Origin of the sequence: Enterobacter sp. LM3 (genome assembly GCF_046622475.1) — a bacterium.
Lineage (GTDB): Bacteria > Pseudomonadota > Gammaproteobacteria > Enterobacterales > Enterobacteriaceae > Enterobacter > Enterobacter cloacae_P.
In genome coordinates, this window is record NZ_JBJURN010000003.1 from 239761 (window position 1) to 265916 (window position 26156).

Here is a 26156-nt window from a genome sequence, read left to right on the forward strand (position 1 = left end):
TAATCCGACCCGCAACAAGGACGTTCGCACGGAATCTTATTTATTCAACAAAGCCTCACCGATGTAGTGCCCACATTTTGTTGCGAAAATTAGGACAACATAACCTCCCGCGTTACACTATCAGGCATAGTATAGCTACCGTTGCTCCCATTCATTTTCAGAGAATAGCCATGAACGCTAAGACGTGGGTTTTAGTATTTATTATTTTTGCGGGTTCGTTGAATACTGCTATGGCGGATAGTTGCCGAGCCAATATTTTTGATGGGCAGGACTGTCGCTATGACGATGGCACAACATCCAGCAGTCGGGCCAATATTTTCGGCGGACAGGATATCACTTACAGCGACGGAAGGAAGGCAACCAGCAGAGCGAATATCTTTGGTGGACAGGATACGAATTACAGCGATGGCAAAAAATCCAGCAGTAGAGCCAATATTTTTGGCGGTCAGGATACCCATTACAACGACGGCACCCAGTCTAGCAGTCGGGCCAATATTTTTAATGGTCAGGATACTCACTACAGCAACGGTAAGCCCTCAACTAGTCGCGCGAATATTTTCGGCGGGCAAGATACGCAAAACTATTAACGCCAGTAAAGGATTGTCAATGGAATCAGCATGGTCTGCTCGCCCAATGCCTGCGGAAGATTAAAAATGGTCGAAATACAATAACTTCAAGCTATGAGCAAAGCAGACGGGAAGCTCTTTCGCGAAACAAAGATACCGCGCCAGTTGCACCGAAATTGTATCGTTTTTTGTTCCTGGGCGAATGGGAAAATAAAGTTAGGGGAATTCTGGAGCGGGCGAAGGGAATCGAACCCTCGTATAGAGCTTGGGAAGCTCTCGTTCTACCATTGAACTACGCCCGCTTTGAGGTGCGTAAAGCATTATAGACCTTACGCGTCTTCAGACAAGCCTCTGCATAACTAAGTGGCGATTAAATAATCACTTAGCACTTCGGTTTACTGCCGGGCGCAGGAAGATAACGCAGTGGATCGATGGCCGTCGCCTTATAGCGAATCTGGAAGTGCAGCTTCACCGAGTCTGTACCGGTACTCCCCATTGTCGCAATCTTCTGCCCTGCCTTCACGTTCTGCCCATTATTGACCAGCATCGTATCGTTGTGGGCATAAGCAGTGATGTAATCTTCACCATGTTTAATCATGATCAGATTACCGTACCCGCGCAGCTGGTTACCAACGTAGACCACCTTTCCCGCGCCGGATGCGTAGACCGGCGTACCGCGCGCTGCCGCGATATCAATACCTTTGTTACCACCTTCAGACAATGAGTATGGCACCACCACTTTGCCACTGGCAGGCCAGATCCAGCAGCGCTGCCCGACCGGTGGCCAGGAGGACTGCGGTACTGCATAGGATGGCGTGACTTTGGCGGTCTTACCTTTTGAGGTGGTTGATTTTTTGGCTGAAGAGGAAGAACTACCGTTAACCCTGAGCTGTTGCCCCACTTCGAGGGTGTACGGTGCCGGGATATTGTTCATCCGCGCAATATCTTTCACGCTGGTGCCCGTCATACGCGAAATACGGTACAGCGTATCACCACGCTTCACGGTATACACCGCTCCGGAATAGCTGCCCATATCCGAAGATTTACTTCCCGAGCATCCCGCCAGAAGTAGCGCCAGCGTCAGGCAGAAAACGGCAGTGATGGGGTTTCGAGTCAGGCTTCCTGCAAACAAAACAGATCCTCGGTCAGCGTGAATGGCGCACTATGATAGCAGCCGAAACTGATATGGGTCATTCCCTTTTCCGCTCTGCGGGTCAAAGTGTTCGTATTAAGAATGCAGTATAATAATGCCGCTGATGGTAGTGCGGGTCTGAATAAGTGCAGCACTACCCGGCGGTCCTTGTACTGGAGCAAGAATGAGTATTCAAGAACACGTTATTTTGGTAGATGACCAGGGACTGGTGCTTGGCACTCAGGAAAAATACGCCGCACACACCTCGCATACCCCGCTGCATCTGGCTTTCTCCTCCTGGCTGTTTAATGCCAAAGGTGAATGTCTGATCACCCGCCGCGCATTAAGCAAGAAAGCCTGGCCGGGCGTCTGGACAAACTCCGTCTGTGGTCACCCGCAGTCCGGCGAAGAAACAACACAGGCGGTTATCCGTCGCAGCCGCTTTGAAGTGGGCGCAGAAATCACAGATATCACCCCCGTCGCACCGGAGTTTCGTTATCGGGAATCTGATCCATCCGGGATCGTTGAAAACGAGATTTGCCCGGTATTCGCAGCCCGCATCACGAACAATGTGACAATAAATCGCGATGAGGTGATGGAATATCAGTGGGTTGAGCTGGAAGCGTTGTTCCGCGCGCTGGATGCCACTCCGTGGGCCTTTAGCCCGTGGATGGTCATGGAAGCCACAACCGCCCGCGAGGCGCTCAGAGCCTTCGCTGCGCAATAAAAAAGCCCCTTTCGGGGCTTTTTTGACATCTTAACGACTTATTTCACCGGACGCATCGCCGGGAACAGGATCACATCACGAATGGTATGGCTGTTGGTGAACAGCATAACCATACGGTCGATACCAATACCCAGACCTGCTGTTGGCGGCAGACCGTGCTCCAGCGCGGTCACGTAGTCTTCGTCGAAGAACATCGCTTCGTCGTCCCCTGCCGCTTTCGCATCAACCTGGTCCTGGAAACGCTGCGCCTGATCTTCTGCATCGTTCAGCTCGCTAAAGCCGTTGCCGATTTCGCGGCCACCGATGAAGAATTCAAAGCGATCGGTAATTTCCGGGTTCACGTCATTACGACGCGCCAGCGGAGAGACTTCAGCCGGGTATTCGGTGATGAAGGTTGGCTGAATCAGGTGTGCTTCTGCCACTTCTTCGAAGATCTCGGTCACGATACGGCCCAGACCCCAGCTCTTCTCAACTTTGATACCGATGCTTTCGGCGATCGCTTTCGCAGAACCGAAGTTATCCAGGTCAGCCATGTCGGTTTCTGGACGGTATTTCTTGATCGCTTCGCGCATGGTCAGTTTGACGAACGGCTTACCGAAATCGAAGACCTCTTCACCGTAAGGCACTTCAGTGGTACCCAGAACGTCCTGCGCCAGGGTACGGAACAGGGATTCGGTCAGCTCGATCAGATCTTTGTAATCTGCATACGCCATATAGAGTTCCATCATGGTGAACTCTGGGTTATGGCGAACGGAGATGCCTTCGTTACGGAAGTTACGGTTGATTTCAAATACGCGGTCGAAACCACCCACAACCAGACGCTTCAGGTACAGTTCCGGCGCGATACGCAGGTACATGTCCAGGTCCAGGGCGTTGTGATGGGTGATAAACGGACGCGCAGACGCGCCGCCAGGGATCACCTGCATCATCGGGGTTTCTACTTCCATAAAATCGCGGTTAACCATGAACTGACGGATACCCGCCATAATCTGGGAGCGAATTTTGAAGGTCTTGCGGGATTCATCGTTAGAGATGAGATCCAGGTAACGCTGACGGTAGCGTGCTTCCTGATCCTGCAGACCGTGGAATTTGTCCGGCAGCGGGCGCAGCGCTTTGGTCAGCAAACGCAGCTCGGTGCAGTGGATAGACAGTTCACCGGTCTTGGTTTTGAACAGCTTACCTTTCGCACCCAGGATATCGCCCAGGTCCCATTTCTTGAACTGCTCGTTGTAGACGCCTTCCGGCAGGTCGTCACGGGACACGTACAGCTGAATACGGCCACCCACGTCCTGCAGCGTGACGAAAGAGGCTTTACCCATGATACGACGGGTCATCATACGGCCAGCCACGGACACTTCAACGTTCAGTGCTTCCAGCTCTTCGTTCTCTTTACTGCCGAAATCTGCGTGCAATTGGTCTGAGGTGTGGTCACGACGAAAATCGTTCGGGAACGGCACGCCCTGCTCACGCAGTGCAGCCAGCTTCTCGCGGCGGGTTTTCAGTTCGTTGTTAAGATCAACTACTACGTCAGCGCCCTGTGCTTGTTGTTCAGACATTTTGGTTCCTCATAACCCTGCTTTCAAACTTGCTTCGATAAATTGGTCCAGGCTGCCGTCCAGCACCGCCTGCGTATTACGGGTTTCAACCCCGGTACGCAGGTCTTTGATGCGGGAGTCATCGAGGACGTAAGAACGGATCTGGCTGCCCCAGCCAATGTCAGACTTGTTATCTTCCATCGCCTGTTTCTCAGCATTTTTCTTCTGCATTTCGAGCTCATAAAGCTTCGCTTTCATCTGCTTCATGGCCTGGTCTTTGTTCTTATGCTGGGAACGGTCGTTCTGGCATTGCGTTACCAGCCCGGTTGGAATGTGGGTAATACGCACCGCAGATTCCGTACGGTTAACGTGCTGACCACCCGCACCAGATGCGCGATAAACGTCAATACGCAGATCGGCCGGGTTGATGTCGATATCGATATCGTCTTCCACTTCCGGGTAGACAAACGCGGAGCTGAAGGAGGTATGGCGACGACCACCGGAGTCGAACGGGCTCTTACGCACCAGGCGGTGAACGCCAGTTTCAGTACGCAACCAGCCATAGGCGTAATCGCCGATAATCTTGATGGTGACGGATTTCAGACCCGCGACTTCACCTTCAGACTCTTCGATGATTTCGGTTTTGAAGCCGCGCGCTTCTGCCCAACGCAGATACATACGCGTCAGCATGCTTGCCCAGTCCTGCGCTTCAGTACCGCCAGAACCGGCCTGGATATCCAGATAGCAGTCAGCGCTGTCATACTCGCCAGAGAACATGCGACGGAATTCAAGCTGTGCCAGCTTCTCTTCCAGACCGTCGAGTTCTGCCACGGCTTCGTTAAAGGTTTCTTCGTCGTCGGCTTCTACAGCCAGCTCCAGCAGACCGGAAACATCTTCCAGCCCCTGAGACATTTGGTCGAGGGTATCAACGATAGCTTCGAGAGAGGAACGCTCTTTACCCAGCGCCTGAGCGCGTTCAGGTTCGTTCCAGACGTCCGGCTGTTCCAGCTCGGCATTTACTTCTTCAAGGCGCTCTTTCTTGGCATCGTAGTCAAAGATACCCCCTAAGAACGTCAGAGCGCTCCGTGAGGTCCTGAATACGGTTTTTTACCGGATTAATTTCAAACATGGTCTGTTTTCTTTTATGGACTTGTCAAAATGCGGTGATAAGAGCGGGATTGTACCGAATCCACGCCCTTTTTTGTAGCTTTACTGACGCTAAATTGGCCAGATATTGTCGATGATGATCTGAAGGGAGCGGTTACCGCGAAACTCGTTAATATCAAGCTTGTAGGCCAGTTCCACCTCGCGCACGCCGTTGTCCGGCCAGATGGCGGTATCGATGTTAAAAGCAATGCCGTCCAGCAGTGGGCCTCCGCCAACCGGTTCAACCATCACTTTCAAATGGCGTTCGCCCACAATGCGCTGTTGCAACAGACGGAAACGGCCATCGAACAACGGTTCAGGGAACATCTGCCCCCATGGGCCTGCATCGCGCAGCATCTGTGCCACGTCCATCGTCATTTCTGCCGCTGACAGTGCGCCGTCGGAAACCACTTCGCCCTGCAGCAGAGCCGGGTCAATCCAGTCGGTCACCAGCTCACCGAACAGGCGCTGGAACTCATCAAACTTCGCTTCCTCCAGCGACAAACCGGCTGCCATCGCGTGGCCGCCGAACTTGATCATCAGGCCAGGATAAAGCGTATCCAGACGCTCCAGCGCATCACGCATGTGCAGCCCCTGAATTGAGCGACCAGAACCTTTCAGCGTGCCGTCGCCCGCCGGGGCAAAAGCAATCACCGGGCGGTGGAAACGCTCTTTAATGCGCGACGCCAGAATGCCCACCACACCCTGATGCCACTCGGGATGATACATTGCCAGGCCGCCCGGCAGCGTATCACCGCTACGCTCCAGCTTTTCGCACAGGGTCAGCGCTTCAGCCTGCATTCCCTGCTCAATCTCTTTGCGGGTTTGATTCAGCGCATCCAGTTCGTTGGCCAGCACGCGCGCTTCACCAATGTTGTCGCACAGCAGCAACGCAACGCCAACGGACATATCGTCCAGCCTTCCGGCAGCGTTCAGACGCGGCCCGAGGGCAAAACCTAAATCACTTGCCGCCAGCCTGAGCGGGTCACGGTTGGAAATCTCCAGCAGCGCTTTAATTCCCGGACGGCACTTGCCCGCCCGAATACGGCTTAAGCCCTGCCAGGTCAAAATGCGGTTGTTGGTATCCAGCGGCACCACGTCTGCCACGGTACCAAGCGCCACCAAATCGAGGTACTCGGCCAGGTTCGGCACGGCGATCCCACGGGATTCAAACCAGCCCTTATCACGCAGCAGCGTGCGTAGCGCCAGCATCAGATAAAACGCTACCCCTACTCCCGCCAGCGATTTCGACGGGAAATCGCAGTCGCGCAGGTTCGGGTTAATAATGGCTTCGGCGGCAGGGAGAGTCTCTCCCGGCAGGTGATGATCGGTCACGAGCACCGGGATCCCCAACTGGTGCGAACGCTCAACGCCTGCATGAGAGGAAATACCGTTATCCACGGTCATGATCATCTGTGCACCGCGCGCGTGTGCCTGCTCGACCACTTCCGGGCTAAGACCGTAGCCATCTTCAAACCGGTTTGGCACCAGATAGGTGACGTTATCGCAGCCCAGTGCGCGCAGGCTGAGCACACTCAGCGCAGTGCTGGTTGCACCATCGGCATCGAAATCCCCCACCACCACAATCCGCGTCCCATCACGGAACGCGTTGTAGAGCATTTCAGTGGCTTTTTCGACACCGTTAAGCTGCTGCCAGGGCAGCATCCCTTTGACGCCACGTTCAAGATCTTCCGCCGTACGCACACCACGGCTCGCGTAGAGCCGCTTTAACAGCGGAGAAAGATCGGCGGGTAAATCAGCCGTTTCAACCGCTTCACGGCGGCGCAGTTTTATCGGGGCTTTCACGCGGATTATTTACCACCAAACTGTTTCTGGTGCGCGTCGAGGAACTCTTTCATCTCTTTTGGTCCCTGATAACCCGGTACAACATAGCCATTGCTCAGCACAATCGCGGGTGTACCGTTCACACCAAACTGCACGCCCAGCGCATAGTGGTTGGCAATATTGATATCACAGGAAGCTGGCTGTACGCCTTTGCCGTTCATCGCGTCATCAAAGGCTTTGTTACGGTCTTTCGCACACCAGATAGCTTTCATATCCTGCTCAGGCTGGCTCTGTACGCCCGCTCGCGGGAAGGCCAGGTAACGCACTGTGATCCCCAGCGCGTTGTAGTCTTTCATCTCTTCATGCAGCTTGTGGCAATAGCCGCAGGTGATGTCGGTGAAGACGGTAATGACGTGTTTTTCCTGCGCCGCTTTATAGACGATCATCTCTTTGTCGAGCGCGTTCAGTTTTTTCATCAGCAGCTGATTAGTCACGTTCACGGGCTGCGCGCCGCTCACATCGTACATTGGCCCCTGAATAATGTGCTTCCCGTCTTCGGTCACGTACAGCACGCCGTTGTCAGTTAATACGGTTTTCATACCTGCAACTGGCGCAGCCTGAACATCGCTGCTGGTGACACCCAGTTTCGTCAGAGACTGTTTAATGGCGGCGTCATCCGCATGGGCAAAACCGGTAAATGAAGCTGCCAGCAGGGTGAACAGCGCAAAAGACTTTTTCATAGTTGATCCTGTTACAATTCGTCGGCACTCACGCACGTGGGTGGTGCTGTTGGTGTAGCTGCCGCAGGCGTTCCGTCGCGACATGGGTGTAAATCTGCGTCGTTGAAAGATCGCTGTGTCCCAGCAACATCTGTACCACGCGTAAATCAGCGCCGTGGTTTAACAGATGCGTCGCAAACGCATGACGCAGAACGTGCGGTGACAGTTTTTCACTGTCGATGCCAGCCAGTGTGGCGTAATGCTTGATGCGATGCCAGAACGTTTGCCGCGTCATCTGCTGCGCACGCTGGCTGGGGAACAAGACATCAATCGAAACGCCATTAAGCAGCCACGGACGACCGTGCTCCAGATACGTTTCCAGCCAGTAGACTGCCTCTTCGCCCAGCGGTACCAGCCGTTCCTTGTTCCCTTTACCTATCACGCGAACCACGCCCTGACGCAGGCTGATGTCGCTCATCGTTAGCCCTACTAACTCAGAAACACGCAGGCCGGTAGCATACAATAGTTCAAGCATGGCTTTATCGCGTAACTCCAGCGGCAGGTCAACTGCAGGCGACTGTAATAATCTCTCAACTTGTGCTTCGCTGAGATCTTTCGGCAACCGCTGGGGGAGTTTAGGTGAGGCCAGAAGTGCGCTGGGGTCGTCCGCGCGAACTTTCTCACGGTAAAGGTGCTGAAACAGCCGACGCATAGCGCTTAGCAGGCGTGCGGAGCTGGTTGCTTTGTAGCCCCCGTCCATACGCTCGCCGAGTAATGTCTGCAGATCGTCATGTTGTACGCTCTCAAGCGACAGTTCCCTGTGTGCCAGCCATTCCACCAGCATGGAAAGATCGCGCCGGTAGGCACTGAGCGTATTCTCGGCCAGGTTTTTCTCCAGCCAAAGCGCATCGAGAAACTGTTCGATGAGTGCGAGATCCTTTTCCACAGCGGCCCCTTTAATTCAGCAATACGGGCATTATGCCTGATTGTTACCGGTTTCTGGTACACTACGCGCAAAGTCAACGCAAGAATTGAGATAGTTACGCGATGAATATTGGTCTGTTCTATGGTTCCAGCACCTGCTACACCGAAATGGCGGCAGAAAAAATTCGCGACATCATTGGCCCGGAACTGGTGACGTTGCATAACCTGAAAGATGACGCACTCACGCTGATGGAACAGTACGACGTGCTGATCCTCGGTATCCCAACCTGGGACTTCGGCGAAATACAAGAAGACTGGGAAGCCATCTGGGAACAGCTCGATACGCTCAACCTCGACGGCAAAATCATTGCCATGTACGGCATGGGCGATCAGTTGGGTTACGGTGAGTGGTTCCTGGATGCGCTCGGCATGCTGCACGACAAACTGGCACCGAAAGGCGTTACGTTTATCGGCTACTGGCCAACCGAAGGGTACGAGTTCACCAGCAAAAAGCCGATTATCGCAGACGGCCAGCTGTTTGTCGGGCTCGCGCTGGATGAAACCAACCAGTACGATCTTAGCGACGAACGCCTGCAAAACTGGTGCGAACAGATTCTGGGTGAGATGGCAGAAAAGTTTAGCTGACGAGCACTTATTCCTGCGTCGGCTGCTGCAATATCATCCGGCGCAGATCTCGCCACTCTGCAGTGTCCATGCTGTCTGCTGACAACCACAGATGTTGGCGACGCCCGCCATCTACCTTGCGCAACCGTAGCATCATGCCGGAATTGAGCATCCAGGGCATACCAATAATATCCCAGTCTTTACCCTGCCAGCGCAGGCGAGAGTCCATCAGTAATTTGATTTCACCCTGACAGGCGTTAATTCGGCGTTGGCTGCGCACGCTGTCAAAAACCACAAATGACAGCAACAGCAGCCACAAAGGTGTATAGCTAAGCGGCCACGGCATCAGTAAAATAAATGCCGCAACCAGGCCGTGGAGTAATAACGACATCCACTGTGAGCGCCACGAGACGCGAAGATCAGATTGCCACAGGACCACGTTCCCGATTCCGTGTTTGAATTAATTCCACCATCCGTTGCAACCCGGTGTCGGCGGGTTGACCGTGATTCATCAGCCAGTTGAATAAATCAGGATCGTCAGACTCAAGCAGGCGTACAAACTGACGCTTATCGTCATCGCTCAGGCTGTCATACTCATACTCGAAGAAAGGCATGATAGAAATATCAAGTTCACGCATACCACGTCGACACGCCCAGTGAATACGGGCCTTGTTGTTAATATCCATGTTCTGTTTCCTGCATTACGTTTGGCACAGTTGGCACCCCGTCCAGTGTTCTTTATTTCTCTGCGGGGACACAAACTAGTGTAACGTGTTTTCGACCGTTTCTTTACTGGAATATTACGAACCTGAAGCAGGATTCCAGAAAAAAACCCTACCAGGATAGTGGATTACTCTGTTTTGCGTGGCGCTACGCATATCTGCGTTATGGCACGAATGGCCTGCTGAAAGCGCTTGCAATGATTACAGTCTCTTTTACCATTAGGCATTATCAAAGCGTTAAGCAATTCAGGATATCACTATGGCTTTTATTCCATTCTCTCCTCGCCAGCCCGCCGCCTCTGCGCGTTTGCCGCTGACGCTTATTTCTCTTGATGACTGGGCGCTGGCGACACTCACCGGTGCCGACAGCGAAAAGTATCTGCAGGGCCAGGTGACCGCTGACGTCAGCCTGATGAACGAACACCAGCATCTGCTGGCCGCGCACTGTGATCCAAAAGGCAAAATGTGGAGCAACCTGCGTCTGTTCCGTCGTCAGGACGGGTTTGCCTTTATTGAGCGCCGCAGCCTGCGCGATGCCCAACTGACCGAACTGAAAAAATACGCAGTCTTTTCCAAAGTCACTATTGCACCGGACGATGAGCATGTCCTGCTCGGTGTGGCAGGCTTCCAGGCACGCGCGGCGCTGAAAAATCTGTTCAGCGAGCTGCCGGATGCGGAAAAACAGCTGGTCAGCGAGGGCGCAACATCCATCCTGTGGTTTGAACACCCGGCGGAGCGTTTCCTGCTGGTGACGGATGCCGCCACTGCCGAACGCGTCACCGAGGCGCTTCGCGGTGAAGCACAGTTCAACAACAGCCAGCAGTGGCTGGCGCTGAACATTGAAGCAGGATTGCCGGTGATTGACGCGGCGAACAGCGCGCAGTTTATTCCGCAAGCAACCAACCTGCAGGCGCTGGGAGGCATCAGCTTTAAGAAAGGCTGCTATACCGGTCAGGAGATGGTGGCGCGTGCGAAATTCCGCGGAGCAAACAAGCGTGCATTATGGACGCTGGCGGGCCACGCCAGTCGCGTCCCGGAAGCGGGCGAAGATTTAGAGCTGAAGATGGGTGACAACTGGCGTCGTACCGGCACCGTTTTAGCCGCCGTGCAGTTGGATGATGGCCGTCTTCTGGTTCAGGCCGTGATGAATAACGATATGGAAGCCGACAGCGTGTTCCGCGTGCGTGACGATGCCAATACCCTGAGCATCGAGCCACTGCCATATTCACTGGAAGAGTGATGCGGTATCGCCCGGTGGTGAGATAAAAATAAAACGGTAACCAAAAGGTTACCGTTTTTTATTTTTGCACCCTCTTCCCGTGGGAAAGGGTATCAGGCCGCATTAAACTACACCTGCCCTACGTACAAATAAATCGCCAGGAAGTGGCACACGCTGCCGCCCAGCACAAAGCCGTGCCAGATGGCGTGGTTGTACGGAATACGCTTGCAGACGTAGAAAATTACGCCCAGCGAATAAACCACACCCCCCACCGCCAGAAGCGTCACGCCCCCTACCGCCAGCTTAATCGCCAGCTGATAAACCACAATCAGCGACAACCACCCCATCGTCAGATAGGTCACCAGCGACAGCACCTTAAACCGGTGTGCAATAGTTAACTTAAACAGGATCCCCAGCAGGGCCAGGCTCCAGATTACAATCATCAGGCCACGCGACAGCGGCGAGTTTAACCCCACCAGCAGGAAAGGCGTGTAAGTGCCTGCAATAAGAAGATAGATAGCGCAGTGGTCGAATTTCTTGAGCCAGATCTTAGCCCGTTGATGCGGAATAGCGTGGTACAGCGTCGACGCCAGAAACAGCAGGATCATACTCCCGCCATACAGGCTGTAACTGGTGATCGCCATCGCGCTGGCGTTGGTATCCACAGCCTGTACCAGTAGTAACACTAAACCGACAATCCCAAAAACCAGGCCAATGCCGTGGCTAATGCTGTTGGCTATTTCCTCAGCCAGCGAATATCCCTGTGCGATTAATGGCTTGCTCACCATAAGTAACTCCGGGAAAACTAAAGATGATTATTCATCGCCTGACTATGCTAACTGAGAATGATTCCAGTGAACACCTGTTAGCTAAAATAAAGTTAAAAGTAACATTTCCAATTTACAATCATATAATTACATTTTCATTTCAGCTAACACATGTTCCACATTACATTAAACGCATTTAAAATCAATCACATAAAACTGAGTCTGATCTGGATAGATTTCAACTATCACACTCCTGAGTGTCTCAAGGGGCATGTTCTCCTGCTGAGCGTGTTTTTCCGTGAGTGTATCCAGCGTGACGGTGGAGACTGCCCTCACTTCAATGGTGCAAAAATAACCGTCATCCTCATAACGCCCGACGCGCAAAACATCACCTTTTTTGAAATGTGATTCGCTTGCGTCCCGAATGGTAATAGTTTTACGCCCGGCCAGAATGTCATCCTGAAAACGCTGAAAAAAAGTGATGTCGTTTGACTGCATGTTATTATTCCCTGAAGAAAAGTCTGATGAGTGAGTGTAGCCATTGTGAGCATGTTCTCCCATTCCGCCGTTGCCAGTCTCAATAACCTGGAGATGATGGTCTACAACTATGTCATTAAAAATCGTGACAAAGTGACGTACATGACCATCCGCGAGCTGGCGGATGCGGCTGGCGTCTCAACCACCACGATCTTACGCTTTTGCCGCAAGCTCAACTGTGAAGGTTACTCTGAATTCCGCGTACGCTTTAAACTCTATTTAGAGCAGAACGAACCCCAGCAGGCGAATTTCGGTGCCAGTGAAATTATCAGCTTCTTTAAAAGTGTTAACAATGAAGAGTTCGATGCGTTACTGGATGACGCGGTAGATATTATTTTATCATCTGAACGAATTATATTTGTCGGCGCAGGTACGTCTGGTTCACTGGCAAAATATGGCGCACGCTTCTTTTCAAATATTGGTAAATTCAGCAATCATATCGATGACCCGTATTTCCCGGTCACTAATGATATGGCTAAAAATGCGCTGGCGATTGTACTGTCTGTCTCCGGTGAAACGGAAGAGATCCTGCGTTTCGCCAGCCAGTTCAGCCTGCACCACTGTAAGGTGCTCTCCATTACCAGCCACGAACACTCCCGTCTGGCAAAACTGGCGGACTTTAACCTCTCCTGGCATGTTCCACAAATGCGTATTGCGGGTGTTTACGATATTACCACCCAGATCCCCGTCATCTATATTCTGGAGTCGCTGGGGCGTAAGCTGGCGAAGAAATTAACGGAATAAAACACCCTGTTTTTTCGATGTAACAAATCACATTTCCCGTAAATTGTTATATCGTGACATTTAATTTCGCTTTGCTAGACTCGATACCAATAAGCCATTTATTGGGAATAGCAATAATGAAAAAACTCACCTTACCAAAAGACTTTTTATGGGGTGGCGCGGTTGCCGCTCACCAGGTTGAAGGCGGCTGGAACAAAGGCGGCAAAGGGCCGAGCATTTGTGACGTGTTGACCGGTGGAGCCCACGGCGTACCACGCGAAATCACGCAGGAAGTGGTGCCGGGTAAATACTATCCGAACCATGAAGCCATCGACTTCCACGGCCATTACAAAGAAGACATTAAGCTGTTTGCTGAGATGGGCTTCAAATGTTTTCGCACCTCTATCGCCTGGACCCGCATCTTCCCGAAAGGCGATGAAACCCAGCCAAATGAAGAAGGGCTGAAGTTCTACGACGACATGTTCGATGAACTGCTGAAGTACAACATCGAGCCAGTGATCACCCTCTCCCACTTCGAAATGCCGCTGCACCTGGTGCAGGAATACGGCGGCTGGACCAACCGCAAAGTGGTTGATTTCTTTGTACACTTCTCAGAGGTGGTCTTCGAGCGCTACAAGAGCAAGGTCAAATACTGGATGACCTTCAACGAAATCAACAACCAGCGTAACTGGCGTGCGCCACTGTTTGGCTACTGCTGCTCCGGCGTGGTTTATACCGGGCATGACAACCCGGAAGAGACCATGTATCAGGTGCTACACCACCAGTTCGTGGCCAGCGCACTGGCGGTGAAAGCGGCACGCCGTATTAACCCGGACATGAAAGTCGGCTGCATGCTGGCGATGGTTGCGCTATACCCATTCTCCTGCAAACCAGAAGACGTAATGTTCGCTCAGGAATCCATGCGCGAGCGCTATGTGTTTACCGACGTTCAGCTGCGGGGTTACTACCCAACGTATGTGCTGAACGAGTGGGAACGCCGTGGTTTCTCCATCAAAATGGAGGCCGGTGACGAGCAAATTCTGCGCGAAGGCACCTGCGATTATTTAGGCTTCAGCTACTACATGACCAACGCGGTAAAAGCGGAAGGCGGTACCGGCGATGCCATTTCTGGCTTTGAAGGCAGCGTACCAAACCCACACGTGAAAGCATCCGACTGGGGCTGGCAGATTGACCCGGTGGGTCTGCGTTATTCTCTGTGTGAGCTATACGAACGTTATCAGAAGCCGCTGTTCATCGTGGAAAACGGTTTTGGCGCTTACGATAAAGTGGAAGCCGACGGCAGTATCAATGATGACTACCGCATCGACTACCTGCGCGCCCACGTGGAAGAGATGATGAAAGCAGTCACCTATGACGGCGTGGATCTGATGGGTTACACACCGTGGGGCTGTATCGACTGCGTCTCTTTCACTACCGGCCAGTACAGCAAGCGCTACGGTTTTATCTACGTGAACAAACACGACGACGGCACCGGTGACATGTCCCGTTCCCGTAAGAAGAGCTTCGAGTGGTATAAAGGTGTGATTGCCAGCAACGGCGAGACGCTGTGATTTTTTGCCCGGTGGCGCTGTGCTTACCGGGCGTTTACTTCCCGCCCGCTAACTCAAGAAAACTCCCCGTCACATATGAAGCTTTCTCACTCAGTAGCCAGGCAATCGCCTGGGCCACCTCTTCCGGCTGGCCACCGCGCTGCATCGGCAATATTGATTTAACCCTATCGACACGACCCGGTTCACCACCAGACGCATGCATATCGGTATAGATAAAGCCAGGACGCACGCCATTTACCCGAATACCCTGTGCCGCGACTTCCAGAGAAAGTCCGGTGGTCAACGTATCCACAGCCCCTTTCGATGCCGCGTAATCAACGTATTCACCAGGTGAGCCAAGGCGTGCCGCTGCAGATGAAACATTCACAATCGCCCCACCCTTACCCCCGTGTTTAAACGACATCCGTTTAACCGCTTCACGACAGCAGAGGAAATACCCCGTCACGTTGGTGGACAACACACGATTGATCCGCTCGGCTGACAGGCTTTCAATGGTGGATTGTTCGAACAAAATCCCGGCGTTATTCACCAGCGCGGTGAGTGGCTCACCTTCGCGGTCAATGCTGTCGAACATCGCCAGTACCTGCGCTTCATCGCTGATATCCGCGCGCACGGCAAACGCTTTACCACCTGCGTCAACGATCTGATTAATCACGTCCGTTGCCGCCTTAATGTTGTGGTGATAGTTCACCGCCACAGTGTAACCTTCCCGGGCCAGTTGCAGTGCGGTAGCTTTACCAATACCGCGGCTGGCACCCGTCACAAGAGCAATTGCCATCGTATTCTCCCAATAAAAAAGCCGGGTGGCGCTAACGCCTACCCGGCCTACATTACTACAGCGAAATATTTACTGGTATTCGCTCATTGGTACACAGGAGCAGAACAAGTTACGGTCACCGTAAACGTCATCAAGACGCTTCACCGTCGGCCAGTATTTGTTTGCCACACCGGCCGGGAAGACAGCCAGTTCACGGGAGTAACCGTGAGTCCACTCTGCCACCAGCTCGTTCTGCGTGTGTGGCGCATTGACCAGTGGGTTATCTTCCAGCGTCCACTCGCCGTCCTGCACGCGATCGATCTCCATACGAATGGCCAGCATCGCGTCGATAAAGCGGTCCAGCTCGGCTTTACTCTCAGATTCCGTTGGCTCCACCATCAACGTACCCGCGACCGGGAATGACATGGTTGGCGCGTGGAAACCGTAGTCGATCAGGCGCTTGGCAATATCCAGTTCACTGATACCAGTTTGCTCTTTCAGCGGACGAATATCGAGGATGCACTCGTGCGCCACGCGACCATCGCGGCCAGTATAGAGCACCGGGAAGGCAGACTTCAGGCGGGTAGCAATGTAGTTGGCGTTCAGGATCGCCACCTGGCTTGCCTGCTTCAGCCCTTCCGCACCCATCATGCGGATATACATCCAGCTGATTGGCAGGATAGAAGCACTACCAAACGGTGCCGCAGAAACCGCACCCTGACGGGTCAGCATCCCTTCAATCTGCACCACGCTGTGACCCGGAACAAACGGTGCCAGGTGTGCTTTCACGCCGATTGGCCCCATACCCGGGCCGCCACCGCCGTGCGGAATGCAGAAGGTTTTGTGCAGGTTCAGGTGCGAAACGTCCGCGCCAATAAAGCCCGGAGAGGTGATCCCCACCTGAGCATTCATGTTTGCGCCATCAAGATACACCTGGCCGCCAAACTGATGCACCACTTCACACACTTCACGGATCGTCTCTTCGTACACACCGTGGGTGGACGGGTAGGTCACCATGATGCAGGAGAGCTTATCGCCCGCCTGTTCGGCTTTGGCACGCAGATCGGCCAGATCGATGTTTCCGTTCTTATCGCAGGCAACCACCACCACTTCCATCCCCGCCATCTGTGCAGAGGCCGGGTTGGTGCCGTGCGCGGAGCTTGGGATCAGGCAGATATCACGATGCCCTTCATTGCGGCTTTCGTGATAATGGCGGATCGCCAGCAGGCCCGCGTATTCACCCTGCGCGCCGGAGTTTGGCTGCATGCAGAGCGCGTCATAGCCGGTCAGTTTCACCAGCCAGTCGGAGAGCTGGTTAATCATCAGGTGATAACCTTCCGCCTGCTCAGCCGGGCAGAACGGGTGCAGTTCAGAAAACTCAGGCCAGGTGATTGGGATCATCTCTGCCGCGGCGTTCAGCTTCATGGTGCAGGAGCCCAGCGGGATCATCGCCTGGTTCAGCGCCAAATCTTTACGTTCCAGAGAGTGCATATAACGCATCATCTCGGTTTCGCTGTGATAGCGGTTGAAGACCGGGTGCGTCAGAATCGCGTCGTCACGCAGCATGCTTACCTGAATGGAGCGGCTGTCGAGCGCGACTTCTTTGTCGAGCGTATCAATGCCCAGGCCATGTGAATCGCCCAGTAACACGTTAAACAGGTGCAGGATGTCTTCACGGGTGGTGCTTTCATCCAGCGTAATGCCCACTGCATTGTGGATATCGCTACGCAGGTTGATTTCTGCCGCATCGGCGCGAGCCAGAACAGCCGCTTTATCAGCCACTTCCACACACAGGGTATCGAAGTAGTGCGCGTGACGCAGCTTAAGACCTTTCTGTTGCAGACCGCAGGCCAGAATATCGGTCAGGCGGTGAATGCGGCTGGCAATGCGTTTCAGGCCGACCGGGCCGTGGAATACGGCATACAGGCTGGCGATGTTCGCCAGCAGCACCTGTGAGGTACAGATGTTGGAGTTCGCTTTCTCGCGGCGGATATGCTGCTCACGAGTCTGCATCGCCATGCGCAGCGCGGTGTTACCGGCGGCATCTTTTGAGACACCGATAATACGGCCTGGCATAGAGCGTTTGAATTCATCTTTTGCAGCGAAAAACGCAGCGTGTGGGCCGCCGTAACCCATTGGCACGCCGAAGCGTTGTGCAGAGCCGAAGACGATATCCGCACCCTGTTTACCTGGTGCGGTCAACAGTACCAGCGCCATAAAATCAGCGGCTACGCTCACAACCACTTTGCGGGATTTAAGTTCGGTAATCAGTGCGCTGTAGTCGTGTACTTCACCGGTAGTGCCCACCTGCTGCAGCAGCACACCAAAGACATCCTGGTGATCCAGCACTTTATCGGCATCATCAACAATCACCTCAAAACCGAAGGTTTCTGCACGGGTGCGAACCACATCCAGCGTCTGCGGGTGTACATCTGCCGCCACGAAGAAACGGTTAGCATTTTTCAGCTTGCTCACACGCTTCGCCATTGCCATCGCTTCGGCAGCAGCAGTCGCTTCATCTAACAGGGAGGCGGAAGCAATGTCCATGCTGGTCAGATCCAGCGTCACCTGCTGGAAGTTCAGCAGCGCTTCCAGACGGCCCTGAGATACTTCCGGCTGATATGGGGTATACGCGGTGTACCAGCCTGGGTTTTCCAGCATATTGCGCAGGATCACCGGCGGTAACTGCACGTTGGTGTAACCCATGCCAATGTAAGACTTATAGCGCTTGTTGAGGCTGGCAATCGCCTTCAGCTCCGCGAGTGCGGCGAATTCAGTGGTCGCGTCACCAACCTGAGGTGGCGTTGCAAGCTGGATGTCTTTTGGCACGATCTGGCCAATCAGTGCATTGAGTGAATCCGCGCCAACTGTATTCAGCATCTCCTGCTGTTGCTGAGCATCCGGCCCAATGTGACGTTCAATGAAAGCGCCACGGTTTTCAAGCTGGCTTAAAGTCTGTGTCATGAGCGATGGTTCCTGAAACGTGCAGTGAATGTGTTTTCTCCCTCTCCCTTAGGGAGAGGGCTGGGGTGAGGGTGTCGTCTGTTCCCCTCACCCTACCCTCTCCCCAAAGGGGAGAGGGATAATGGCTTACTCGTCTTCTAACAGGGCTTCGTACGCGGTTGCATCCAGTAATGCGGCAACCTGCGATTCGTCGCTGGCTTTGATCTTGAAGATCCAGCCACCTTCATATGGCTCGCTGTTCACCAGCTCCGGGGAGTCGCTCAGCGCGTCATTCACGGCAACAACTTCACCGCTAATCGGGGCATAGATGTCAGAGGCCGCTTTTACGGACTCCGCCACAGCACAGTCATCACCGGCGCTTACGGTTGTGCCCACTTCAGGCAGGTCAACAAACACCATGTCGCCCAGCAGCTCTTGCGCATGCTCGGTGATCCCTACGGTGTAAGTGCCGTCCGCCTCTTTGCGCAGCCACTCGTGTTCTTTGCTGTATTTCAGTTCTGCTGGCACATTGCTCATTGAAGTTCTCCTGATAAAAATGATTAGGCGACCGGCTTACCGGCGCGAACAAAAATAGGTTTGGTCACGTTGACCGGCATTTCACGATTGCGGATTTGCACCACTGCCGTTTCGCCAATACCTGCCGGAACACGTGCCAGTGCAATACTGTAACCCAGCGTCGGGGAGAAGGTACCGCTGGTGATCACGCCTTCGAGGTGGTTACCGTCGGTATCCGTAAAACGCACCGGCAGCTCACCGCGCAGCACGCCTTTCTCGGTCATCACCAGGCCAACCAGCTGTTCCGTACCTTTTTCACGCTGCATTTCCAGCGCTTCACGACCAATAAATTTACGGTCAACAGGTTCCCACGCGATGGTCCAGCCCATGTTGGCCGCCAGCGGAGAAACGCTTTCATCCATCTCCTGACCGTAGAGGTTCATGCCTGCTTCCAGACGCAGCGTATCGCGTGCGCCCAGACCGGCTGGCTTAACGCCCGCTTCCACCAGCGCACGCCAGAAATCAGCGGCCTTCTCATTCGGCATGGCAATTTCATATCCCGCTTCACCGGTATAACCCGTGGTCGCGATAAACAGATCGCCTGCCTGTACGCCAAAGAACGGCTTCATCCCGGCAGTGGCTTTACGCTGTTCATCGCTGAACAGAGAGGCCGCTTTCGCCTGCGCGTTCGGCCCCTGTACGGCGATCAACGACAGATCGTCACGGACAGTGATATCGACAGAGAACGGTTCGGCGTGTTGGGAAATCCAGGAGAGGTCTTTTTCGCGGGTGGCGGAGTTTACAACGAGGCGGAAGAAATCTTCAGTGAAGTAATAGACGATAAGGTCATCAATCACGCCAGCGGAGGCATTTAGCATGCCGGTGTAGAGCGCTTTACCTGGCACTTTCAGCTTTGCGACGTCGTTTGCCAGCAGATAACGCAGAAACTCCCGGGTGCGGCTACCGCGCAGATCGACAATGGTCATGTGGGACACGTCGAACATACCGGCATCGGTGCGCACCGCGTGGTGCTCATCAATTTGTGAGCCGTAGTGCAGCGGCATCATCCAGCCGTGGAAGTCCACCATGCGTGCGCCGCATAACACGTGTTGTTCGTACAAAGGAGTCTGTTGAGCCATCTTTTCCTCGTTGAATAAGCAGGGCTATCTTGCATTTCGCACGCATAAAAACTGCCGCGAAACCCGGCGTCGACCTCGCTTGTGAGCATCGACGCAAACGTTCTCTTTTACCTGAACTTACCACCGAAACCGGCGATTAACCATAAGGTAAAACAGGTCATCACATTAGCTTATGACCAAAAAACGCTGAAAAGCCTACAGAGTTATTCACTGTGAAAATGCGATTAAACCCGCATAAAATTAACATTGCTCTAACAGGATTTAGCACATGGTGATATTTCATGCGGAAAAACGGACAAAATTTCCGTATCAGAAAAATAGCCAGATTAGATAATCTAATGCGAAAAATGACGTAAAATTAGAATATTTCAAACGAGCGAATTTCCCCGGCACAGAGGCCGGGAAAATAAAGTGTGATGGGGGTCAATATTAGCGTTTAACGTAACCAGTCAGGAAGATCGTTAAGACCCATCGCCTGACGAAGGAGTTGAGGTTTGACGCCAGGGAGGGTGTCGGCAAGTTTCAGACCGATATCGCGCAGCAGTTTTTTCGCCGGGTTAGCCCCGGCAAACAGCTCGCGGAAACCCTGCATGCCCGCCAGCATCATCGCCGCACTGTGCTTACGGCTACGCTCGTAGCGACGCAGATAGAGATGCTGACCAATGTCTTTGCCTTCACGATGCAGACGACGCAGCTCTTCAACCAGTTCAGCCGCATCCATAAAGCCGAGATTAACACCCTGTCCGGCCAGCGGATGAATGGTATGCGCCGCATCCCCCACCAGCGCCAGACGGTGCGCCGCGAACTGACGCGCGTAACGACCGGTTAGCGGAAATACCTGGCGCTCGCTCTCAAGCGAACACAGACCCAGACGATTATCAAACGCCATGCACAGCGCCTGGTTAAATGCCTCCGGTGTGGCTTCCTGCATGAGCTGCGCTTTTTCAGGCACTAAAGACCAGACAATGGAGCACAGATGCGGATCGCTCAACGGCAGGAACGCCAGAATGCCGTCGTTGTGGAAAATCTGACGTGCGACACCGCCGTGCGGTTCTTCAGTGCGGATCGTCGCCACCAGCGCATGGTGGCGGTAATCCCAGAAAGTCAGCGGAATGTCTGCCTTGTTACGCAGCCAGGAGTTAGCGCCATCAGCACCCACCACCAGACGCGCGGTCAACATGTCGCCACTTTGCAGGGTGATAAACGCCTCGTTTTCACCCCACGCCACCTGCTGGATTTGCGCGGGTGCCATCAGCGTAACATCGCTGCAGGACTGTGCTTTTTGCCACAATGCATGGTGGATCACGGCATTTTCGATGATATGGCCCAGATGGCTATAGCCCATGCTTTCGTCATCAAACGCAATATGACCAAAACTGTCTTTGTCCCACACTTCCATACCGTGATAGCAGCTGGCACGCTGCGCGACGATACCTGACCAGACGCCAATGCGCGTCAGGAGCTTTTCGCTGGCAGCATTGATTGCCGACACGCGGAGTTCCGGCGGCGCATCAGGTGCTACGGGCTGCGGCTGCTTTTGTTCCAGCACGGCCACACGCAGGCCGCTTCCCTGTAACCCACAGGCCAGCGCCAGTCCTACCATTCCGCCGCCAACAATGGCGACATCAACATTTTGCACGGTGATAACTCCTTAACGCGCGACCCAACCAAGAGTCCGCTGCGCCAGCACGTCACGTGCCGGAATGAATAATTCCATCGCCATCAGCCCAAGGTTGCGACCCGCAACCAACGGAGCCCAGCGATTGGCAAACAGATGCACCAGACCATCGGTGACACCGATAGTCGCCTCTTTATCAGCCTGGCGTCGTTTCTGGTAATGGCTTAGCACCGAATACGCACCACAATCTTTTTGCTCGTCCCACGCCTGAGAAAGCGTTTCCGCCAGGCTCATGACATCGCGCAGCCCAAGATTAAACCCCTGCCCCGCAATGGGGTGTAGCGTCTGCGCGGCGTTGCCCACCAGCGCCACGCGATGAGAGATGGACTGAGATGCCGTCGTCAGTGACAGCGGGTAAACCGTCCGTTTTCCCGCATGGGTAATTCGCCCCAGCCGCCAGCCGAAGGCTTTTTGCAGCTCGGTACAAAAACGTTCGTCGGACCAGGAGAGCACGTCGTCCGCCTTCTCCTGTGGATGGCACCACACCAGCGAGCAACGCCCGTTCGACATCGGTAACATCGCCAGCGGGCCATACTGCGTAAACCGCTCAAATGCCCGGCCATTGTGTGGGCCTGCCGTTGAGACATTCGCAATGACCGCCACCTGACCATAAGACTGTTGCCGCCACTCCACGCCACACTGAGTACCCAGTGCAGAGCGCGAACCATCCGCCGCGACCAGAAGCTGGCCGTCAAGAGTTGTGCCATTTTCCAGCGTGACGCGAACCGCATCTTCACTGCGACTAAAGCTGGCAACACGCGCCGGACAGTGCAACGTCACGCCCGGGGCATCCTGTAACAACCGGAACAGACGTAACCCAACATCGTGCAATTCAACTACATGACCCAGGGCATCAATACGGTAATCATGCGCGTCCAGGGTCACAAAACCAGCATGGCCGCGATCGCTAACATGAACAGTGTTAATCGCCGTCGCACAGTCTGCAATCGCCTGCCAGATGCCAATACGCGAGAGCTGCTGACATGTTCCCTGCGCCAGCGCAATGGCGCGGGCATCAAAACCGGGGTGATCTGATGCCTGTGCTGCAACGGCCTCCACCAGATGCACCGGAAGTTGCCCTTGTGTCAGATGCGAGATTGCCAGCGCCAGAGTGGCCCCGGTCATACCACCGCCAACGATGATCACGCTCATACGCGTGCCGCTGCCATCAGCGCCTCAATGTCGTCAGCTTTTTTCACGACGCCCGCGGTCAGGTTTTCGTTACCGGTTTCAGTGATGACGATGTCGTCTTCAATACGAATGCCAATCCCGCGGTATGCTTCTGGCACGTCAGCATCCGGTGCGATGTACAGCCCCGGTTCGACGGTCAGAACCATACCCGGCTCCAGCACACGTGAGCGTTCAGGGCCATAAGCCCCCACATCATGCACATCCAGCCCCAGCCAGTGGCTCAGGCCGTGCATAAAGTACGGGCGATGGGCATTCTCCGTAATCAGGGTATCCACATCGCCTTTCAGAATGCCAAGTTTAACCAGACCGGTAATCATGATGCGCACGACTTCACCGGTGACTTCCTGAATGGAGATCCCCGGACGATACAGGGTCAGCGCCGTTTCCAGGGATTCGAGCACAATGTCATAGACCGCGCGCTGAGCCGGGGAGAATTTACCGTTCACCGGGAACGTACGGGTAATGTCACCCGCGTAGCCCTGATATTCACAACCCGCGTCAATCAGTACCAGATCGCCGTCGCGCAGTTCACTTTCGTTTTCGGTGTAATGCAGGATACAGCCATTTTCCCCACCGCCCACAATGGTGTTATAGGAAGGAAAACGCGCGCCGTGGCGATTAAATTCATGCTGAATTTCGCCTTCAAGTTGATATTCGAAGATACCGGGACGGCATTTTTCCATCGCACGGGTATGCGCCAGTGCGCTGATTTCACCCGCGCGACGCATCGTGTTAAGTTCTTCTTCGGACTTGAACAGACGCATTTCGTGTACCACCGGACGCCAGTCCGTCAGCGTAGCGGGGGCAGACAGGTTCTGACGCGAGCCTTTACGCAGCTTATCCAGCGCGGTAAAGACAATCTCATCAGCATACGCATATTCGCCCTGCGCGTGATAAAGCACATCAAGGCCGTTGAGCAGTTGATAGAGCTGCTGATTGATTTCGCTAAACGCCAGCGCACGGTCAACACCCAGCTTCGCCGGTGCGGCCTCTTGCCCCAGACGGCGGCCAAACCAGATTTCGGCAGCCAGATCGCGTACGCGGTTGAAAATCACGCTGTGGTTGTGGGTGTCATTGCTCTTGATCAGTACCAGTACCGCTTCCGGCTCGTTAAACCCGGTGAAATACCAGAAATCGCTGCTCTGACGATAGGGGTATTCACTGTCGGCACTGCGCGTCACCTCAGGGGCGGCAAAAATCAGCGCGGCGCTTCCCGGCTGCATTTTAGCCAACAGCGCCTGACGACGGCGAGAATACTCTTGATTCGAGATAACCATGACACCCTCCTGTGCGTTGTTTTTCTTAATGTAAGGTTGGCTTGCGTACTTCCGGCGCGGTTGGCTGCGAGCGCGTAAAGTTGTCGTGGCACAGCAGTGCGGCAACGCGGACGTACTCGATGATCTCTTCGAGGGACATTTCCAGCTCTTCCTGATCTTCATCTTCGTCGTAGCCGAGCTGCGCAATGTTACGCAGATCGTCGATTGCTTCACCCGCTTCGCCGGTCACTTTATCGAGCTTAGGCTGAGTCACGCCCAGCCCCAGCAGGTAGTGGTTTACCCAACCTGCAAGCGCATCGGCGCGATCGAACACGCTGACGTCGTCCCCTTCAGGCAGATAAAGCTGAAAAAGGAAGCCATCATCTTCCAGCGAATCGCTGATTGCCGCGTGCATTTTACGCAGCGCTTCCGCCAGTTCGTGACCAAACGCCAGCCCCTCGTTCGTCAGGTCGTGGATCAGCGGCTGCCAGGAGCTGTCGCTGTTTCCGCCGCACAGCATGCCACTGATCAGACCGTGCATTTCGGCAGGGGTTAAACCCACTCCCTGCTGGTTCAGTAACTGGTTTAAATCGTTGTAACCAGGCATTTCGTTCTGTATAGACATACGCATTCGTCATCAAAGGGAGGAATATTCATGATATGCTACCACTTTGGACCCTGGTGATACCAGAAAAGGGCTTGTATCTTCACATCAGGGTAGCTATAGTGTCGCCCCTTCGCAGCCCCCGGGGCAGTAAGCGAAGGCAGCGCAGTCAATCAGCAGGAAGGTGGCATGTCTGCACAACCCGTCGATCTCCAGATTTTTGGCCGTTCACTGCGAGTGAATTGTCCACCTGAACAAAGGGATGCTTTGAATCAGGCTGCGGACGATTTGAATCAGCGGTTGCAAGATCTTAAAGAACGCACTAGAGTCACAAATACTGAGCAGCTGGTCTTTATTGCCGCGTTGAACATCAGCTATGAGCTGACTCAGGAAAAGGCGAAAACCCGCGACTACGCGGCAAGCATGGAGCAGCGCATTAAGATGCTTCAGCAGACCATTGAACAGGCATTGCTTGATCAAGGTCGCAATCCCGAAAGACCGGGACCCAAGTTTGAATAACACTTTGCAGTTGACTATGGTAGAGTAACTGTGAAGACAAAATTTCTCTGAGATGTTCGCAAGCGGGCCAGTCCCCTGAGCCGATATTTCATACCACAAGAATGTGGCGCTCCGTGGTTGGTGAGCATGCTCGGTTCGTCCGAGAAGCCTTAAAACTATGACGACACATTCACCTTGAACCAAGGGTTCAAGGGTTACAGCCTGCGGCGGCATCTCGGAGATTCCCTCTTTCTTCTTCTACCAACTACCATGACTCTACTTTCTGAAGTTTCTGCCTCACGCCAGGACATCCGTCAGTTAATCCGTAAACGTCGTCGCGCGTTAACCCCCGAACAGCAAGTGCATTTTGCGCAGCATGCCGCCGCCCGAATGATGGCGTATCCGCCTGTAGTGATGGCGCACACGGTCGCCCTGTTTCTCTCGTTTGATGGCGAGCTGGATACTCAGCCGCTCATCGAACAGCTCTGGCGCGCCGGGAAGAAAGTTTACCTGCCAGTGTTACATCCGTTTAGCGAAGGAAACCTGTTGTTTCTGCACTACCATCCTCACAGCGAGCTGGTGGTGAATCGACTGAAAATCACCGAACCCAAACTCGACGTCCGGGACGTACTGCCGCTTGCCGCGCTGGATGTGTTGATCACGCCGCTCGTGGCGTTTGACCAGCAAGGTCAGCGCTTAGGAATGGGGGGCGGTTTTTACGACAGAACGCTGCAAAACTGGCGGCAGCACAGGCTACAACCGGTAGGATACGCGCATGACTGTCAGGGCGTAGAAGCGCTGCCGGTGGAGAAATGGGATATTCCACTGCCTGCGGTGGTGACGCCATCGAAACTGTGGGAGTGGAGATAAAAGCAAA

The 26156-nt window shown here is 54.0% G+C and carries 26 protein-coding genes, 1 tRNA gene and 1 other RNA gene; 9 read left to right on the top strand and 19 right to left on the bottom strand.

Going from position 1 to position 26156, the window contains the following annotated elements; all coding sequences use genetic code 11:
* Positions 1-170 precede the first annotated feature (170 nt).
* Complete coding sequence (locus tag ACJ9N4_RS05230; RefSeq protein WP_182918903.1) at positions 171-587, top strand: hypothetical protein; 417 nt, start codon at positions 171-173, stop codon at positions 585-587.
* Between the two features lie 207 nt (positions 588-794).
* Here the strand turns inward: ACJ9N4_RS05230 and ACJ9N4_RS05235 are convergent.
* Positions 795-868, bottom strand: a tRNA-Gly gene (locus tag ACJ9N4_RS05235).
* A gap of 80 nt (positions 869-948) precedes the next feature.
* Positions 949-1698 carry an amidase activator ActS gene (actS, locus tag ACJ9N4_RS05240; protein WP_411500306.1) on the bottom strand — a complete coding sequence of 250 codons (750 nt, stop codon included), beginning with the start codon at positions 1696-1698 and terminating at the stop codon, positions 949-951.
* A 184-nt stretch (positions 1699-1882) separates the two neighbouring features.
* On the opposite strand from actS, the gene idi reads away from it, so the two are divergent.
* Complete coding sequence (gene idi, locus ACJ9N4_RS05245) at positions 1883-2425, top strand: isopentenyl-diphosphate Delta-isomerase (protein ID WP_411500307.1); 543 nt, start codon at positions 1883-1885, stop codon at positions 2423-2425.
* A gap of 38 nt (positions 2426-2463) precedes the next feature.
* Here idi and lysS read toward each other — a convergent pair whose 3' ends face one another.
* The 5 genes from lysS to xerD all read right to left on the bottom strand — a co-directional run bounded on the left by lysS (position 2464) and on the right by xerD (position 8556).
* The gene (lysS, locus tag ACJ9N4_RS05250; RefSeq protein ID WP_182272549.1) at positions 2464-3981 is read right to left on the bottom strand and encodes a lysine--tRNA ligase; all 1518 of its coding nucleotides are present in this window, start codon (positions 3979-3981) and stop codon (positions 2464-2466) included.
* Between the two features lie 9 nt (positions 3982-3990).
* Positions 3991-5089, bottom strand: a protein-coding gene (prfB, locus tag ACJ9N4_RS05255; protein ID WP_182272550.1) for a peptide chain release factor 2 whose coding sequence is annotated in 2 segments (ribosomal slippage) — positions 3991-5013 and positions 5015-5089 — 1098 coding nt in all. Because the reading frame shifts where the segments join, the coding sequence is not laid out codon by codon here.
* Positions 5090-5178: 89 nt separating this feature from the next.
* The gene (recJ, locus tag ACJ9N4_RS05260; protein WP_182272551.1) at positions 5179-6912 is read right to left on the bottom strand and encodes a single-stranded-DNA-specific exonuclease RecJ; all 1734 of its coding nucleotides are present in this window, start codon (positions 6910-6912) and stop codon (positions 5179-5181) included.
* Between the two features lie 5 nt (positions 6913-6917).
* A complete protein-coding gene (gene dsbC / locus ACJ9N4_RS05265) occupies positions 6918-7631 on the bottom strand; it encodes a bifunctional protein-disulfide isomerase/oxidoreductase DsbC (protein ID WP_182272552.1) in 714 nt (237 codons plus the stop codon).
* 28 nt (positions 7632-7659) lie between these two features.
* Positions 7660-8556 carry a site-specific tyrosine recombinase XerD gene (gene xerD / locus ACJ9N4_RS05270; protein WP_196390448.1) on the bottom strand — a complete coding sequence of 299 codons (897 nt, stop codon included), beginning with the start codon at positions 8554-8556 and terminating at the stop codon, positions 7660-7662.
* 101 nt (positions 8557-8657) lie between these two features.
* Between xerD and fldB the strand changes: the two genes are divergently transcribed.
* A complete protein-coding gene (gene fldB, locus ACJ9N4_RS05275) occupies positions 8658-9179 on the top strand; it encodes a flavodoxin FldB (RefSeq protein ID WP_182918906.1) in 522 nt (173 codons plus the stop codon).
* A 7-nt stretch (positions 9180-9186) separates the two neighbouring features.
* On the opposite strand, the gene ACJ9N4_RS05280 is transcribed toward fldB, so the two are convergent.
* Both ACJ9N4_RS05280 and sdhE read right to left on the bottom strand, forming a co-directional pair.
* Positions 9187-9597, bottom strand: coding sequence for a protein YgfX (locus ACJ9N4_RS05280; protein ID WP_182272555.1), 411 nt, complete (start codon positions 9595-9597; stop codon positions 9187-9189).
* Entirely contained in the window at positions 9578-9844 is a 267-nt protein-coding gene (gene sdhE, locus ACJ9N4_RS05285) for an FAD assembly factor SdhE (protein WP_411500308.1), read from the bottom strand. The genes ACJ9N4_RS05280 and sdhE overlap by 20 nt, the downstream gene beginning before the upstream one ends.
* A gap of 295 nt (positions 9845-10139) precedes the next feature.
* Between sdhE and ygfZ the strand changes: the two genes are divergently transcribed.
* Positions 10140-11120: a tRNA-modifying protein YgfZ gene (ygfZ, locus tag ACJ9N4_RS05290; protein ID WP_182272557.1), complete on the top strand. Its 981-nt coding sequence runs from the start codon at positions 10140-10142 to the stop codon at positions 11118-11120.
* Positions 11121-11227: 107 nt separating this feature from the next.
* Here the strand turns inward: ygfZ and trhA are convergent, their stop codons facing one another.
* Entirely contained in the window at positions 11228-11887 is a 660-nt protein-coding gene (trhA, locus tag ACJ9N4_RS05295; protein ID WP_182272558.1) for a PAQR family membrane homeostasis protein TrhA, read from the bottom strand.
* Between the two features lie 165 nt (positions 11888-12052).
* Complete coding sequence (gene yqfB, locus ACJ9N4_RS05300) at positions 12053-12364, bottom strand: N(4)-acetylcytidine aminohydrolase (protein ID WP_182272559.1); 312 nt, start codon at positions 12362-12364, stop codon at positions 12053-12055.
* Between the two features lie 51 nt (positions 12365-12415).
* Here yqfB and ACJ9N4_RS05305 point away from each other — a divergent pair, with 51 nt between their 5' ends.
* Both ACJ9N4_RS05305 and ACJ9N4_RS05310 read left to right on the top strand, forming a co-directional pair.
* On the top strand, positions 12416-13147 hold the full coding sequence (locus tag ACJ9N4_RS05305) for a MurR/RpiR family transcriptional regulator (protein WP_182274570.1): 732 nt from the start codon (positions 12416-12418) through the stop codon (positions 13145-13147).
* Positions 13148-13263: 116 nt separating this feature from the next.
* On the top strand, positions 13264-14697 hold the full coding sequence (locus ACJ9N4_RS05310; protein ID WP_182272560.1) for a 6-phospho-beta-glucosidase: 1434 nt from the start codon (positions 13264-13266) through the stop codon (positions 14695-14697).
* A 34-nt stretch (positions 14698-14731) separates the two neighbouring features.
* Here the strand turns inward: ACJ9N4_RS05310 and ACJ9N4_RS05315 are convergent, their stop codons facing one another.
* The 8 genes from ACJ9N4_RS05315 to ACJ9N4_RS05350 form a co-directional block, all read right to left on the bottom strand.
* Positions 14732-15475, bottom strand: a complete 744-nt coding sequence (locus ACJ9N4_RS05315) for an SDR family oxidoreductase (RefSeq protein ID WP_182918907.1) — start codon at positions 15473-15475, stop codon at positions 14732-14734.
* Between the two features lie 69 nt (positions 15476-15544).
* Positions 15545-18418 carry an aminomethyl-transferring glycine dehydrogenase gene (gcvP, locus tag ACJ9N4_RS05320; RefSeq protein ID WP_182918908.1) on the bottom strand — a complete coding sequence of 958 codons (2874 nt, stop codon included), beginning with the start codon at positions 18416-18418 and terminating at the stop codon, positions 15545-15547.
* Between the two features lie 126 nt (positions 18419-18544).
* The gene (gcvH, locus tag ACJ9N4_RS05325; RefSeq protein WP_182272563.1) at positions 18545-18934 is read right to left on the bottom strand and encodes a glycine cleavage system protein GcvH; all 390 of its coding nucleotides are present in this window, start codon (positions 18932-18934) and stop codon (positions 18545-18547) included.
* Between the two features lie 23 nt (positions 18935-18957).
* Entirely contained in the window at positions 18958-20052 is a 1095-nt protein-coding gene (gene gcvT / locus ACJ9N4_RS05330) for a glycine cleavage system aminomethyltransferase GcvT (RefSeq protein ID WP_182272564.1), read from the bottom strand.
* A 436-nt stretch (positions 20053-20488) separates the two neighbouring features.
* On the bottom strand, positions 20489-21691 hold the full coding sequence (gene ubiI / locus ACJ9N4_RS05335; RefSeq protein ID WP_411500309.1) for an FAD-dependent 2-octaprenylphenol hydroxylase: 1203 nt from the start codon (positions 21689-21691) through the stop codon (positions 20489-20491).
* Positions 21692-21703: 12 nt separating this feature from the next.
* On the bottom strand, positions 21704-22882 hold the full coding sequence (ubiH, locus tag ACJ9N4_RS05340) for a 2-octaprenyl-6-methoxyphenyl hydroxylase (protein WP_182918910.1): 1179 nt from the start codon (positions 22880-22882) through the stop codon (positions 21704-21706).
* The gene (gene pepP / locus ACJ9N4_RS05345) at positions 22879-24192 is read right to left on the bottom strand and encodes a Xaa-Pro aminopeptidase (RefSeq protein ID WP_182920064.1); all 1314 of its coding nucleotides are present in this window, start codon (positions 24190-24192) and stop codon (positions 22879-22881) included. Before pepP ends, ubiH begins: the two co-directional genes overlap by 4 nt.
* Before the next feature lie 31 nt (positions 24193-24223).
* Complete coding sequence (locus ACJ9N4_RS05350) at positions 24224-24802, bottom strand: YecA family protein (RefSeq protein WP_028016963.1); 579 nt, start codon at positions 24800-24802, stop codon at positions 24224-24226.
* A 168-nt stretch (positions 24803-24970) separates the two neighbouring features.
* On the opposite strand from ACJ9N4_RS05350, the gene zapA reads away from it, so the two are divergent.
* The 3 genes from zapA (at position 24971) to ACJ9N4_RS05365 (ending at position 26149) form a co-directional block, all read left to right on the top strand.
* Positions 24971-25300 (top strand): cell division protein ZapA, encoded by a 330-nt coding sequence (gene zapA / locus ACJ9N4_RS05355; RefSeq protein WP_006811891.1) that lies wholly within the window; start codon positions 24971-24973, stop codon positions 25298-25300.
* Positions 25301-25341: 41 nt separating this feature from the next.
* Positions 25342-25525: non-coding RNA, 6S RNA (gene ssrS, locus ACJ9N4_RS05360), on the top strand.
* A 24-nt stretch (positions 25526-25549) separates the two neighbouring features.
* The gene (locus ACJ9N4_RS05365) at positions 25550-26149 is read left to right on the top strand and encodes a 5-formyltetrahydrofolate cyclo-ligase (RefSeq protein WP_182918911.1); all 600 of its coding nucleotides are present in this window, start codon (positions 25550-25552) and stop codon (positions 26147-26149) included.
* Positions 26150-26156 lie beyond the last annotated feature (7 nt).

Coding starts and splice junctions, on each gene's coding strand:
- ACJ9N4_RS05230 (WP_182918903.1), top strand. CDS start 171: ATGAACGCTAAGACGTGGGTTTTAGTATTTATTATTTTTGCGGGTTCG.
- idi (WP_411500307.1), top strand. CDS start 1,883: ATGAGTATTCAAGAACACGTTATTTTGGTAGATGACCAGGGACTGGTG.
- lysS (WP_182272549.1), bottom strand. CDS start 3,981: ATGTCTGAACAACAAGCACAGGGCGCTGACGTAGTAGTTGATCTTAAC.
- dsbC (WP_182272552.1), bottom strand. CDS start 7,631: ATGAAAAAGTCTTTTGCGCTGTTCACCCTGCTGGCAGCTTCATTTACC.
- fldB (WP_182918906.1), top strand. CDS start 8,658: ATGAATATTGGTCTGTTCTATGGTTCCAGCACCTGCTACACCGAAATG.
- sdhE (WP_411500308.1), bottom strand. CDS start 9,844: ATGGATATTAACAACAAGGCCCGTATTCACTGGGCGTGTCGACGTGGT.
- ygfZ (WP_182272557.1), top strand. CDS start 10,140: ATGGCTTTTATTCCATTCTCTCCTCGCCAGCCCGCCGCCTCTGCGCGT.
- trhA (WP_182272558.1), bottom strand. CDS start 11,887: ATGGTGAGCAAGCCATTAATCGCACAGGGATATTCGCTGGCTGAGGAA.
- yqfB (WP_182272559.1), bottom strand. CDS start 12,364: ATGCAGTCAAACGACATCACTTTTTTTCAGCGTTTTCAGGATGACATT.
- ACJ9N4_RS05305 (WP_182274570.1), top strand. CDS start 12,416: ATGTTCTCCCATTCCGCCGTTGCCAGTCTCAATAACCTGGAGATGATG.
- ACJ9N4_RS05310 (WP_182272560.1), top strand. CDS start 13,264: ATGAAAAAACTCACCTTACCAAAAGACTTTTTATGGGGTGGCGCGGTT.
- ACJ9N4_RS05315 (WP_182918907.1), bottom strand. CDS start 15,475: ATGGCAATTGCTCTTGTGACGGGTGCCAGCCGCGGTATTGGTAAAGCT.
- gcvP (WP_182918908.1), bottom strand. CDS start 18,418: ATGACACAGACTTTAAGCCAGCTTGAAAACCGTGGCGCTTTCATTGAA.
- gcvH (WP_182272563.1), bottom strand. CDS start 18,934: ATGAGCAATGTGCCAGCAGAACTGAAATACAGCAAAGAACACGAGTGG.
- gcvT (WP_182272564.1), bottom strand. CDS start 20,052: ATGGCTCAACAGACTCCTTTGTACGAACAACACGTGTTATGCGGCGCA.
- ubiH (WP_182918910.1), bottom strand. CDS start 22,882: ATGAGCGTGATCATCGTTGGCGGTGGTATGACCGGGGCCACTCTGGCG.
- ACJ9N4_RS05350 (WP_028016963.1), bottom strand. CDS start 24,802: ATGTCTATACAGAACGAAATGCCTGGTTACAACGATTTAAACCAGTTA.
- zapA (WP_006811891.1), top strand. CDS start 24,971: ATGTCTGCACAACCCGTCGATCTCCAGATTTTTGGCCGTTCACTGCGA.
- ACJ9N4_RS05365 (WP_182918911.1), top strand. CDS start 25,550: ATGACTCTACTTTCTGAAGTTTCTGCCTCACGCCAGGACATCCGTCAG.